The following is a 13,336-nucleotide window of genomic DNA, read 5'->3' as shown; positions in this document are numbered from 1 at the left end:
CCTCCCCGGAGCACGTAGAAGAGCCCGTTGACGATCTCCCGGAGCGGATGGGTGCGCGGCCGCCCGCCTCGTGATTTCGGCTTCTCGATGAGCGGGCGCAGCAGCTCCCACTGCGAATCGGTCAAGTCTGTCGGATATCTGTGGCTAGTCATGCCAGCCGCATACACCGTCTACTTGTGCATGTTCGTACTTTGTTCGGTTATCTCAACACCCTCTCAGGGTGTCAGGCGCCTGTGAGCTTCGTCGATTCGATGCCGATCTCGGCGAGGACGGTGCGTACGCGGACGTAGTCGTGCGCGGGACCGACGCCGAGCGCGATCGCCTGCACCGTCGCTGATTGCCGCTCGTCGCCCAGCAGGGTAGCCGCATGCGCAAGGTCGATGGCGGCGGGAACGGCCGCAGCCGGGGCCGCACGCGCAATCAACACGTACGCCCGGTTCCACGCCTCCCGCGCAACATCCCGGCTTTCCTCGTCCGCCGCGAGAACACGAGACACCAGGGCCCACGCGCCGACGCGCTCCGCCTCCGGCAGGCCCTCCAAGTGGTCGAGCACACGCCGGACCGGCCGGACGGCATCCGCCGCTCGCCCAGTATCGACCCAAATGCGCGCAAGCCCGAGCAGTTCCGCAGGCGCTGCGGCGGGTGCACATACCCGCTCCGCAAGCCGGCCGTACATCTCCGCCTTCGTCACCGAGCGCCGTGCGTTGACCGCCTCATCCGCACTGAGGACGGGGGGAACGTGCCGGACGGCGATCTGCGCCGCGAGATCGTCGGCGTGTTCCACGATGGCAATGTGCCCGCCGCTCACCGCCAGCTCACGCGCCGATGTAACCAGCTGCTCGGCCTCCTTCCACGAGCCTTCTGCCCGGCACGCCTCGGCCATGTGGAAAAGCGCGGCGGGCGCGTTCTGCGGGAATACCTGGATCAGATCGGGGACCGCCCGGCGCGCACTCCTCGACTCATCCCGGCATCCCGCGCCCGCATATGCACGGGCGAGCAGGCTCAAGCCGATCACCTGCTCCGCCGGTGTCTCGACGACCCCCAGAAAACGCTGCAGGAGCGGGAGCGCGTCCGCGTGCGCACCTTGGGCCAGCAGCAGGAACGCAAAGTCGGCGGCGAGAAAGGGTACTCGTGGGTCACTTGCCGGGTACATCGTGACGGCTCGCGCGGCCGCGAGCTCCGCCTGGCCGTAGTCGCGCCGCTCGGTGAGCATCAACATCAAGTCGTGCTGGGCGTGGCCAGCCAGCCACGTGCTCCCGCTGCGCCTAGCCTCGATGCTGGCCCTCTCCAGGTGCCGCCGCGCCGCCTTGTACCGCCCTCGCGAGTTCGCCAGCGCCGCCATCCCGATGTGTGCGGACACGTACTCAACGGCATTCTTCTGCCGCCGCGCGTACCTCGCCGCGCGAAGGTAGTAGAGCTCGGCGCTGGCCCACTCTCCCAGTCTGCGGTGAACGACTGCCGCGACGTTGGCCGCCCGCGGGCTGTCCGGAGCAAGCCGGGTTGCAGCCGCTGCGAATTGTGAGGCGGTGACTGCATACCCGCGCTTCTCGGCCCAGTCCGCTACCTCGATGCACGCTGAAACCAGCCGCTCCGGGGGTAGGCGCGCGGGGGCATCCGAGAGTTCGTGGAAGGTTGCGATCGCGGGCTCGAGCGCCCCCGCTTGGGCGAGTGCTTCACCCCTCCGCCTGCGGACCTGGTGGGTTGGTGCCGAAACGAACAGTTCGGTCCTGCCGCGATTTCGAACGTCTACCCAGTCGCGCAGGTGACGCAGGTAGAGCCAGAGTTCAACGGCGATCGCAGGCTCTGGCACCTCATCCAGGACGGCGGATTCCTGCCGGGGCCACACCGGTAGCGGCGGGATCACCCTTGGTTTGGCTTTGCGCGCCTTGTCCGCGCCCATGCGGCTTGCCTCGTGGAATCGCCCGGAGTGAACTTCCTCCATAGATACGCCCAGAGTACGGAACGCGCCATAGTGTGCGCGAGCGTTTCCAGGGCTCATCCGAGGCCTAGCACAACGAAGCGGCGCGGCCCCGTCCAGGAGCCGCGCCGCTCACGTTAGAGCTCACATGCCTACGCGGCAAGCCGCCGCACCACCTCCACCGCGCCCCGCTTGTACACGGTCACGCAGACCAGCTTCCCTTCGGGGTCGACCACCATCCAGTAGCGGCTGCCATCGTACTTCGCGATCACGAATCCGCTCGGCTTCGGGTCCGCGGGTGCTGCGGCGGGCAACCTGGGCATCGTGCACCTCCATTGGGCTTGACCCTCGGCGCCCGGCAGGGCTACTCTTGGTGAGCGGGCGGCCTTCGGGTCGGTTCGCGGTAAGGCTGTCGGGCTATCTCTTGCGGGGATACCGGCAGCCTTGCTTTTCGCCCTGCTGTCTATATGATAATAGACAGATTGCGTTCCGTCAACCCTAACATCGACAAAGATGGACTTCAAAGCGGCTACCGATCGTGTGGGCGGGTGCATCACCCACGCAGAGATCGCGGAAGCAGCCGGTGTATCGATCCAGACGATCCGGCAGGCGCGGATGGACCCGTCCTCGTCTAGCTACCGCAACCCGCCGGCCGGCTGGCAGGCGGTGCTAGCGCGGCTTGCGCGGGAACGCAGCAGGGAACTCGCCGATTTTGCGTTCGAGGTGAGCCGGGCGTAATCCCTCTGGTTCATTATGACTGCGGGATGCGTGCATGTGCGGGGGCGGCAGCAGAGCGCATGACCAATCCGTCAGGCTTGAGAGGCTGCGGGCGCGGTGCTCTTCGACTTGGTGGAGAGCATCCGCGGGCTTGACCCTCAGCTGCCAGGAGCGCTAACCTTGGCCGCGCCGCACCGGTCCTCCCGTGGTGAACGGCGGGAGTCTGGATGCGGAATGAGACCGCCGGCCCGCATGGCTCGACGTAAGAGGCGAGATCCTCACCGTGCGGGGCTGAACCGCCGCTCCGCTCACGAACAGGTTGCGGATACCGCCACCAGGAAAACCATATGGTTAAGAAACGTGGGAACGATCCTGCCCAGATCGCGCTACCGGCCGTCGGGGGCGCGGGCACGGGCGGAGATGCGGTCGCGATGGACGCACCGGACGATGCGCACATCAACTACGCGCTGGTGGAAGGGGTGCGTCCCCCCATGTACACCGCAATGAAGTACTGGGGAAAGAAGCCGCACAACATCTGGCGCCAGTTCATCGAACGATACTGCCCCATCGGCGGTGTTATCATGGACCCGTTCGCCGGAAGTGCCATGGCTGCGTTCGAGGCGATTAAGGCTGGGCGCAAGGCAATCGCGTTAGATCTGAACCCCTTGACGTCGTTTGTGCTTGAGGTGTTCGCATCACCGTTCGACGAGCCAGCATTCCGGACGGAGTTCACTAGGATTCACGACGCAGTTGAGGCGGATCCCGTGTACCAGTCTCACTTTTTGACGTTGCACGGCGGGGCACCGGCCGTCATCCACAACTATCGCTGGGAGCGCGGCAGCGTCGTCCACAAGGCGGTGGAGATCCCTAAGCCGACTAAGCAAGACAAGAGGCAGCGATTCATCGTGCCCGCAGACGCTGGCGATCACACCCGTGCAGCGCAGATGGGCACCCTTGCGCTGCCATATTGGTATCCTACCGAGCGATTTCCCACATCGCCTATAATCACGCACAAGTTCATCGCGGACATCGGCGGGAACTCGTTCGCTAACCTGTGGACGCGGCGCAACCTGTACCTGCTTTCGCGCATCTTCCAAGAGATCCTTCAAGTGCAGTCCAGCGGGCTACGGATACAACTGCTGTTCGGGTTCGTGCAGACGCTGCACCTTTCGTCGCGTATGGTGGTGCCGCGGAACAAGAAGGCAAACCGGGACTTCTCCGGAAGCTGGGGACGGGCGGATTACATGGTTCGACAGCGGGAGATGGAGCAGAACCCGCTTGTGGTCTTCCGGCGCTCCTGCCTGGAGAAGCAGGGAGTGATTGCCGCGCTGAAGGACGCGCACGAATCACTGCCGCCGAAGATCACCGTGAATAACCTGAATGCCAACAAGAAAATAAAAGCGGGTGCCACCCTAAACTATGGCACAGTGGACATCGCCGATCTCGGCGATTACGTGCGGCCCCAGTCCGTGGATTTCGTCATCACCGATCCGCCGTACGCGGGCTTGGTGCGGTACTTGGACTTGAGTTTGGTGTGGCTGGTGTGGCTCAAGCACGTTGACACGCGCTATGCGCCCGATCACAACGCTGAGATCACCCTCGCCAAGGGGCCAGAGTCGAGGACGGCCTACCGGCGCCGGCTGCAGCAGGCATTTCAGCAGATCCACACTGCACTCAAGGATGACGGCTACCTCGTAGTGACCTTTCATCACCCCAAGCTGCGCGAGTGGAACGACTTCGTGAACGCGGTGCGGGCGGCCGGCTTCCGGTTTGACAAGGTGACACATCAATACAACCGCCGGTCCGGCGAGTCTAACGTGTCGATGCCGTACGGCACGTCCGGGGCAGATTTCTACATTCGCTGCGTAAAGAAGCGGGATATCGACTTCACTGACGATCGATCCGGGCTCGAGCATTTCATCAGGCAGAAGGCGATTGAAACCATTGCGGCCCGCGGGGAAAAGACACCATACGAATTTATTGTGGCGGCTCTGATCCCTGAAATGCTGCAGGCGGGGTATCTTCAACCCGACGAGTACAAGAGCGAGATTCGCCGGGTGCTGGAGGCTGATGTAGGGAAGAACAAGATCTTCGAGGTGACAGAGAACCCGGATACTAAGGCTGGGGACTACTGGTGGTTCAACGATCCGCGTGAGCATATCAATCACCCGGACCGCCCACTGGCCGATCGCGTGGCTGACGAGGTGCTCGGTATCTTGCGACGCAAGATCTCCGTGCGGTTCGACGACGTGCTAGGCCGACTGTTTCAGAACTATCCCAATGGACTGACCCCTGACCCCCGTAGCATTCGCGGCGTGCTGGAGCGCTTTGCCGTTCCCGCCGCTGGCAAGTGGAAGCTGAAACCGGCGGTCGAGCGCTTGGCTACCGAGCACACAGCCGTCATCCAGAAGCTACTCGGGATTGGCGCTCGCGCGGGGTTCGCAACTTACGCAGGCAAGCGCGAGCAACCGGACGTGTGTGCGGACGGACGGCAGTTACACGAGCACGCCACTATCCGCGACCTGGCAGCTGCGGGGCTACCGCTGGATGAGAAGCGGCTGGAGCGCGTACGATGGATAGACGCCCTGTGGCTGGACGTGGCAGCGCAGTCCGTGGCATGCGTCTTCGAGGTGGAAAACTCTACGGCGTTCATGTCCGCTATCCAGCGCGGTTCGAATCTATCCGCAGACATACCCAAGTTCATGGTGATCCCGGACGGGCGTGAGGCTGAGCTGAGAGCCACCATCGACCCGCTGTTCTCCCGTGAGTTCAACAGGAACGGATGGCAGTACCTCACGTACAGCGCCGTCGAGCGGCTCGCGCGGCACGCGAAGCCGTCGGTGGCCGAGTTCGCGAAGGCGGCTTCTACTCTCCCAGAGGATGGATGAACACGCAGGCACCCAGGAAAAAGCGGCCACGAAAGCCGCTTTCTGAACAAGGAAAGCCCGGCAGGTATGACGAGCGGAACACGCTCAACGACCTAACGGGGAAGGAGTGGCTGCTGCTCACGCAGAGCTTTTGGACGTCGGAGCCAAGCGCGGATGATAGGCCGGCGTACGAGCACCCGGCCCCCTTCATGGTGCGGGACGTGGAGAAGCTGATCCGCCTGTTCACCAAACGTGGGATGACAGTACTGGACCCGTTCGTGGGAAGCGGCACCACGTTGTTAGCAGCCAGCCGTGCGGGCCGCCGGTCCATCGGTATCGACCTGAACCCTGATTATCTAGCGTTAGCGGAGCGCCGGCTCGGTCCTCCAGACGAGGGGCGCTGGAAGTACTTGGTGGGCGATGCGGCCGAATTGGTGGACGCTGCGGGTCCCGTGGACTACGTAGTCACGTCGCCGCCGTACCACAACATACTGCGCAACACGGGAAACGGGCTCCGCAGCAAAACCGGCAAGCAATACCGGATGGCGGCCCGCGATGGCGTGGAGTACTACACTGAGCACGAGAACGACTTAGGTAACTGTGATAGCTATCCGGAGTTCATCCGCGCGTTACGCAGCATCATGGCGAAGGTGCGGGATCGATTGGTGGACGGCCGCTACTGCACCATCATTATGAGCGATTTCACCGTCGACAAGAGAGAGGTTTGCGTACAGGCTGATTTGGTGGTGATGATGACGGATGTGGGCTTTGAGTTCTGCGGCACTACGGTCCTGCTGCAGACTGTGAAGCCGCTGTTCCCGTTCGGCTATCCGTTTGCCTACAAAATTAACCACCACCACCAGAACATGCTGACGTTCCGCAAGTCTTGACGGTCGCCTCTCACATCAAGCGGCGCGGCCCCCGTCCGGAAGCCGCGCCGCTTTTGTTTTTCTCTCCTGCGTCTTTGGGCCCCTGCGTGAGGCCTAAGTTCTTCAGTCCGCCGCGATGGGCTCCGGGCGCGGCGCCGACACCGGCGCGCGGTGCGCCTTCGTCGCGCCGCGGCGGAAGAGGCGGTTGGTGAAGTCGTCCAGGAGCGTGTAGACCACCGGCACCACGAACAGCGTCAGCAGCGTGGACGTGATCAGCCCGCCGATGACGGCGCGGCCCATGGGGGCGCGCTGCTCGGCGCCCTCGCCCAGCGCCAGGGCCAGCGGCAGCATGCCGAAGATCATGGCCACCGTGGTCATGATGATGGGCCGCAGGCGCGTGCGCCCGGCCGAAAGCAGCGCCTCGCGCCGCCCCATCCCCTCCTCGCGCTGCTGGTTGGCGAAGTCCACCAGCAGAATGCCGTTCTTGGTCACCAGGCCCATCAGCATGATGATGCCGATCATGGTGAACACGTTCAGGTTGCCGCCCGTGGCCAGCAGCGCCAGCGCCACGCCGATGAACGAAAGCGGCAGCGCCAGCATGATGGCCAGCGGCTGAAGGAACGAGCCGAACAGCGACGCCAGGATGATGTAGATGAAGATCACCGCCATCCCCAGCGCCGCCAGCACGAAGCCCTTGGTTTCGTTCAGGCTCTGCACGTCGCCGCGGAACACGGTGCGGTAGCCCGCCGGCAGCCCCGCCGAGTCCAGCGCCGCCTGCGCCGCCGCCGCCACGGTGCCCGTCGCGAACCCGGGCAGCACGCCCGCGGAAATGGAGATCTGCCGCTCCAGCGACGCCCGCTCGATCTGCTGCGGCCCCATCCCCGGCCGCACCGTGGCCACCTGCGACAGCGGAATCATCGCCGGCCGCCCGCTCTCCCCATCCATCGAGCTGCTGGGCACCACGATCCCCGAGACGTCGGCCGCCGAGGTGCGCACCGAGTCGGGGTAGATCACCACCACGTCGTGGCTGTAGCCCTGCTCGTCTTCCCACTGGGTGGCGCGCTGCCCGGTGAACAGCGGCTGCAGCGTCTGCGCGATGCTGCTTATGCCCACGCCCGCCGCCCACGCCTGCTCGCGGTCCACGTCCACGTCCAGCTGCGGGATCTCGCCTTCCTGGCTGCTGTTGGGCTCGGCCACGCCGGGCACGTTGCTCAGCACGTCCATCACCTGCTCGGCCGCCAGCTTCAGCCGCTCCTGCTCCGGCCCCTGCACGTTCACCTGGATGGGCTGGCGGAAGCCGCCGAAGATGGTGGGCGTGCCGGTGATGTTGGCCCGCGCGCCGGGAATCCGCGCGAGCTGCCCGCGCAGGTCGTCCTGGATCTCCTGCTGCGACCGCGCCCGCTCCTCCCGCGGTTTCAGCCTCACGAAGATGCGCCCGTTGTTCGGCGATCCGCGGAAGCCGCCGCCGATGGACATGTAGGTGAAGTCCACCTCCGGCATCTTGCGCAGCACGGCGCCCAGCTCGTGCCCGCGCGCCACGGTGTACTCCAGCCGGGAGCCGGGCGTCACGCGGAAGTTCACGTTGAACTCGCCGCCGTCGAAATCCGGCACCCAGGTAAAGCCCAGCCAGGGGATGATGAGCATGGACGCCACGATGCACGCCGCGGCGAAGCCCACCACGGTCTTGCGATGGTCCAGCGCCCAGGCCAGCCCGCGGGGATAGCGGTCCGCCACGCGCTCGAACCAGGCGTTGAACGACAGCGCCACGCGGCGGATGGGGTTGCGCGCCCGCGGCTGCGCCTCGCCGTGGTGCTGCGCCTCCGGGTCCGGCCACACGCTGGAAAGCATGGGGTCCAGCGTGAACGACACGAACAGCGACACCAGCACCGCGAACGCCACGACCACGCCGAACTGGAAGAAGATCAGGCCGATCTGCCCGCCCATGAAGGCCACGGGAATGAACACCGCGATCACCGCCAGCGTGGTGCTGACCACGGCCAGCCCGATCTCGCTGGTGCCCTCGCGCGCGGCGGTGTGATGGTCCTTCCCCATCGACACGTGCCGGACGATGTTCTCGCGCACCACGATGGCGTCGTCGATCAGCAGGCCGATGGCCAGCGACAGCGCCAGCAGCGTCATGGTGTTGATGGTGAAGCCGAACAGCCACATCCCGAAGTACGCCGAGATGATGGAGATGGGCAGCGCCAGCCCGGTGATGATCGTCGAGCGCCAGGAGTTCAGAAAGAAGTAGATGATGGCGATGCAGAGGATGGCGCCCAGGATCAGCTCGTGCTGCACCGACTCCAGCGATGCGCGGATGCGGCGCGAGTCGTCGCTCACCACCGTCATCTTCACGTCGGACGGCAGCTGCGCCTGCAGGGCATCCACCTCGGCGCGCACGCGGTCGGCCACCTCCACGGTGTTGCTGCCGCTGATCTTCAGGATCTCGACGGAAAGCGCGCGCCCCTCGTTCAGGTAGCTGGCGCTGCGGGCCTCGGCGGTGCCGTCCACCACGGTGCCCACGTCGCCCAGGCGCACGGGAACGCCGCCGCGCACGGCCACGGTCACGTCGCGGAAGGTGCGCGGGTCTTCCACGCGGCCGGTGATGCGCACCAGCCGCTCCTGGTCGCCCCGGCGCACGCGGCCGGCGGGTACTTCCTGGTTTTCGCGCTGCAGCGCCTGCGTCACCTGCGGGGGCGAGATGGCGTAGGCCCGCATGGCGTCGGGGTTCAGCTGCACCTGGATCTGCCGGTCCGTCCCGCCGATCAGGTTCACGCCGCCCACGCCGGGAATGGCCTCCAGGCGGGTGCTGATCACCTCGTCCGCCAGCTCCGTCAACTCGCGCAGGGGCCGGTCGCCGCTCTGCACGGCGATGGACATGATGGCGCGCTCGTTGGGATCGAACCGGATGATCACCGGGTCGTCGATGTCGTCGGGGAGCTGGCGGCGCATGCGGGCGATCTTGGCCTGCACCTCCTGCTGGGCCTCCATCACGTTCACGCCCAGCTGAAGCTGCACGCGCACGAGCGAGCTGCCCTCCATGGAGGTGCTGGTGATCTCCTGGATCCCCTGCACGGTGTTCAGCGCCTCTTCGATGGGGCGCGACACCTCGCGCTCCATCACCTCGGGGCTGGCGCCGGGGTAGGAGGTCTGCGCCACCACCACGGGGTAGCTGACGTCCGGGTACTCGTCGATGGCCAGCCGCTGGTAGCCGATGACGCCCAGCACCACCAGCGTCACCATCATCATGGTGGCGAACACCGGCCGCTTGATGGATACGTCCGAAAGGAACATCCAGGCCTTCTCTTCGTCTCTTGGTTTTCGGATGTCATCCCGACGGAGCGGCCACGATCGAGCCGCCGTCTGAACGACAGACCGCAGCGACCGAGGGATCCGCCACACACTCCGCTACGGCGCACCACGCCTGCATCGTGGCGGATTCCTCAGTCGGCCCGCCTGCTCCGAATCAGCCCGCCGGTACCCGCCCGGGGCCTCCTTCGGAATGACACCGCGCGCGGCCCGGTCAGCGTCACGTCCGTCAGCCGCCGCGGGCGCCGCCCTTGCCCTTGCCCTTTTCCGGCCCGCCCTCGCCCGCCATGCGCACGGCCATCCCCTCGCCCAGCACGCCCACGTTGCCGGCGATCACGCGGTCGCCTTCGGACAGGCCGGTGAGCACCTGCACCAGCCCCTGCGCCTCGTCCTTGAGGCCCACGGTCACGGGAGCCACGTTCACCTTGCCGTCCACCACGCGGTAGACCACCTGTCCACCGCCCTCGCCCCCCTCGCGGATGGCGGAGGCGGGCACCACCATGGCCCCTTCGACCACGCGCGACACGATGCGCCCGCTGGCGAAGGTGCCCGCGCGCAGCCGGCCCTCCGCGTTGGGCACCTGCACGTACACGGTCACCGAGCGAGAGCCCGGGTCCACCGACGGGCTGATGCGCGCCACGCGGCCGGTGAACTGCGACCCATCCGCCGTAAACCGCACGCTCTGCCCCGCGGCCACGCCGGCGGCGGCGCGCTCGGGTACGGCGGCGGCCAGCTCCAGCACGTCGCCGCGCACCAGGGTGAACAGGCTGGCGTTCCGCGTCACGTGCTCGCCCGGGTTCACGGTCCTGCGCTCGATGATCCCGCCCACGGGCGCCACCACGCGGGTGTCGCCCACCTCGCGGCGGGTGCTGCCCCGGCGCGCCTGGGCGCTGGCCAGGCGGGCGCGGGCCGCGGCCACGGCGCCCTCGGCCACGCGCACGTCGCGCTCGGGAATGGCGCCCTCGCGGTGAAGCTCGCGGTTCTGGTCCAGCGTCCACTGCGCGGTGCCCAGCTCGCTGCGCGCGGCCGCCACGTCGGCGTCGGCGCTGCGGGCGTTGCCGGCCTGGTCGCCCGCCTCGAACACGGCCAGCAGCTGGCCGGCGCGCACGGGCTGCCCCTCGCGCACGTACACCTGCACCACGTTGCCCTCCAGCCGGGCGCGCACCTCGGCCCGTTCCAGCGGCTCCAGGTTGCCGGTAACGGGAATGGCGTCTTCCAGCGGCATCAGCTGGGGCGTGGCCACGTCCGTCGCGGCCAGGGTGACGGAGGGGCCGCGCCCGCCGCCGGGGCCGCCCGGCCCACCCTTGGGGGTCTCGGCGCCGGCCTCGCCGCCGCACGCGGCGGCCACGGCCAGCAGGGCGACGCAGGCGGCGCCGCGAAGGGAATCAGAGTGCATCGACGGGATCACGGTGCGGTCGCCGAGGGCGACGGAATGGGCCGGCCCAGCGCGCGCGCCTGCTCGGCCGCCGCCAGGTACAGATCGAAGGTGGCGCGCGCCTCGTTGGTGCGCGCGGTCAGCAGCGCCAGCTGCGCGTCGGAAACGTCCAGCTGCGTCCCCAGCCCGCGGGCGTAGCGCAGCGAGGCCAGGCGAAAGGCCTCCTCGGCCTCGGCCACGGTCTGGCGCACCGCCTCGAAGATGGCGCGCGCGCGGGCCATCTCGGCGCGCGCGGCGGCGGCCTGGGCATTCGCCGTCTCTCGCGCCTGCTGCGCCTGCAGGTCCGCGACGGACGCCAGGGCGCGCGCCTGGCGCAGGTCGTTGCGGCCGCGCATGCCGTCGAACAGGGGAAAGCTGACGGCCAGCTGCAGCGAGCGGTCCGTGAACCATCCGCCGTTCTGCTGGGTGCACACGCGGTCGGGGGCGCTGCCCGCGGGACAGTCCACCGTCTCCAGCGAGCCCGGCCGCAGCGGCAGCGTCCACTCCTGCGGGAACGCCTGCCACCCGTTCACCAGGTTCACCGACACCGTGGGGAGCAGGGCCGAGCGCGCGGCGCGCGCCTGCGCCTCCGACGCCTGGGCCCGCAGCCGCGCGGCGCGCACGCCGGGAAGCGCGTCCAGCGCCGCCGAGTCCACCAGCGCCGCGCCCGCGGAGCGGTCCGCGATGGCGGCCACCATCTCCGGCTGCAGCGACGTCGTCAGGCGGATGGGCCGGTCTTCGGGGAGGTTGGTGATGCGCCGCAGCTCCAGCAGCGCCAGCTCGCGCTCGCCGCGCGCCTGGATGGCCAGCGGCTCCAGGTTGCTGCGCTCCACCCGGGCGCGCAGCACGTCGTAGCGCGAGCCGCGGCCCGCCGCCTCGAACTGCTCCGCCTGCCGCACCCGCGCCGCGGCCAGCGCCACGTTGGTGTCCTGGATGGCCACCAGCCGCTCGGCCAGCTGCGCGCGCAGGTACGCCTGCAGCGTCAGCAGCTGCACGTCGGTCTGCGTCGCCTCCAGGTCCGCCGCGGCCGCCTCGCGCTGGCGGCTGGCCGCACGAATGCCCTGCACCGCCCGGCCGCCCTGGAAGAGGGGGACGGAAAGGTTCAGGTTGGCGCCGTAGGTGTTGGGCTGGTTGAAGATCTGCCCCACGGCCTGCGCGCGCGCGTTCTCGAAGACGTGGTTGAAGTTGCTGTTCAGGCGCAGCGCGGGAAGCTGCGCCGCGCGGGCGCTGCCCACGGCGGCGGAAGCCACGTCCAGCCGGCCCGCGGCCAGGCCCACCTCTTCGCCCTGCCCGGCCAGGCGCAGCGCCTGCTCCAGCGGCAGGTCCAGCGTGTCGCCGGCCTGCGCGGAAAGCGGTTCAGCGGCAGCCAGCGCCAGCAATAGAAACGCGGCCCCGTGCATCCGGGGGGCGCGTGCAAGGAACTTCGTCATCACGGAGGTACACCCGGGCCGGCGCCGGGGCGCCCGCCGTCTGCGAGGGAAACCGGCCCGGAAGAACCGGGACGGTGCTAATTTAGCCGCAGAGGACGGTGGATAGAACCCCGGCGCACGCGGCCCTCGTCAACAGGACACGCGTTCCGGCGGATTCGTTGGATGCGCTACAGGGCGGAAAGCGCGGCGTGGACGGCCAGGGGATCGAAGCGGGTGCCGGCGCCGGACTGCAGCAGGTGCGAGCGGGTGGGCGGGCTCATGGCGGCCTGGTAGGGACGCGGCCAGGTGACGGTGGCGAAGACGTCGGCGACGCGAAAGATGCCGGCCAGCACCAGGTCGCGCTCGGCAAGCCCGTCGCGGCGCAGCTCGGTGTGGTCGCGGTACTGGTTCTCGATCAGCAGGGCGATGCGGGGATGGTACGCCGCCCGGGCGATGTCGGCGCTCACCCGTGCCTGGCCCCGCACCCACTGCAGCTCCTGCGGCGAAAGCGTGCCGCGGCGCTCGATCAGGTCCGCCGGCAGCGAGAGCATCCCCATCTCGTGAAGCTGCGCGGCCGTGTTCAGGATGTAGCGGTCGCCGTCGCCGATGCCCATCGACGCGGCGATGCGCCCGGCCACCATCGCCACCCGCGCGGCGTGGTCCATCAGCCCCAGCTGCGGCTCGCGCGCCTGCAGCGCCAGTTCGAACGCGTCCAAAATCCGGGACCGGGCGCCGTGAAGGTGGCCCTCCAGCTCCGCGGGGTCTACGCCGTCGCCCACGCCGTGGGGCGGCGGGCCGTGCAGCTGCCGATGACGCATCCAGTCCAGCACGTG

General features: G+C 67.9%; 10 protein-coding genes. 3 read left to right on the top strand and 7 right to left on the bottom strand.

The features are described 5' to 3' along the window. The 3 genes from VGB24_RS08640 to VGB24_RS08630 form a co-directional block, all read right to left on the bottom strand. On the bottom strand, positions 1-152 hold a 152-nt coding region (locus VGB24_RS08640), incomplete at its 3' end, for a transposase (protein WP_331072544.1). A 71-nt stretch (positions 153-223) separates the two neighbouring features. Further along, positions 224-1,900 carry a hypothetical protein gene (locus tag VGB24_RS08635; protein ID WP_331072542.1) on the bottom strand — a complete coding sequence of 559 codons (1,677 nt, stop codon included), beginning with the start codon at positions 1,898-1,900 and terminating at the stop codon, positions 224-226. A 170-nt stretch (positions 1,901-2,070) separates the two neighbouring features. Further along, the gene (locus VGB24_RS08630; protein WP_331072541.1) at positions 2,071-2,241 is read right to left on the bottom strand and encodes a hypothetical protein; all 171 of its coding nucleotides are present in this window, start codon (positions 2,239-2,241) and stop codon (positions 2,071-2,073) included. 190 nt (positions 2,242-2,431) lie between these two features. On the opposite strand from VGB24_RS08630, the gene VGB24_RS08625 reads away from it, so the two are divergent. The 3 genes from VGB24_RS08625 to VGB24_RS08615 all read left to right on the top strand — a co-directional run bounded on the left by VGB24_RS08625 (position 2,432) and on the right by VGB24_RS08615 (position 6,392). Further along, entirely contained in the window at positions 2,432-2,656 is a 225-nt protein-coding gene (locus VGB24_RS08625; RefSeq protein WP_331072540.1) for a hypothetical protein, read from the top strand. A 326-nt stretch (positions 2,657-2,982) separates the two neighbouring features. Beyond that, on the top strand, positions 2,983-5,523 hold the full coding sequence (locus VGB24_RS08620; RefSeq protein ID WP_331072539.1) for a hypothetical protein: 2,541 nt from the start codon (positions 2,983-2,985) through the stop codon (positions 5,521-5,523). After that, positions 5,520-6,392, top strand: a complete 873-nt coding sequence (locus VGB24_RS08615; RefSeq protein WP_331072538.1) for a DNA methyltransferase — start codon at positions 5,520-5,522, stop codon at positions 6,390-6,392. The genes VGB24_RS08620 and VGB24_RS08615 overlap by 4 nt, the downstream gene beginning before the upstream one ends. 102 nt (positions 6,393-6,494) lie before the next feature. Here VGB24_RS08615 and VGB24_RS08610 read toward each other — a convergent pair whose 3' ends face one another. The 4 genes from VGB24_RS08610 to VGB24_RS08595 form a co-directional block, all read right to left on the bottom strand. Continuing rightward, complete coding sequence (locus VGB24_RS08610; protein WP_331072537.1) at positions 6,495-9,665, bottom strand: efflux RND transporter permease subunit; 3,171 nt, start codon at positions 9,663-9,665, stop codon at positions 6,495-6,497. Positions 9,666-9,909: 244 nt separating this feature from the next. Next, entirely contained in the window at positions 9,910-11,076 is a 1,167-nt protein-coding gene (locus tag VGB24_RS08605) for an efflux RND transporter periplasmic adaptor subunit (RefSeq protein ID WP_331072536.1), read from the bottom strand. Between the two features lie 8 nt (positions 11,077-11,084). Continuing rightward, on the bottom strand, positions 11,085-12,524 hold the full coding sequence (locus VGB24_RS08600) for a TolC family protein (RefSeq protein ID WP_331072535.1): 1,440 nt from the start codon (positions 12,522-12,524) through the stop codon (positions 11,085-11,087). Positions 12,525-12,691: 167 nt separating this feature from the next. Then, entirely contained in the window at positions 12,692-13,333 is a 642-nt protein-coding gene (locus VGB24_RS08595) for an HD-GYP domain-containing protein (RefSeq protein WP_331072534.1), read from the bottom strand. Between the last annotated feature and the right edge of the window lie 3 nt (positions 13,334-13,336).

This window comes from Longimicrobium sp. (assembly GCF_036399935.1).
In the GTDB taxonomy this organism is placed as follows: domain Bacteria; phylum Gemmatimonadota; class Gemmatimonadetes; order Longimicrobiales; family Longimicrobiaceae; genus Longimicrobium.
Note: the sequence above shows the minus strand (reverse complement) of the source record. Positions and strands in the feature narration are given on the sequence as shown.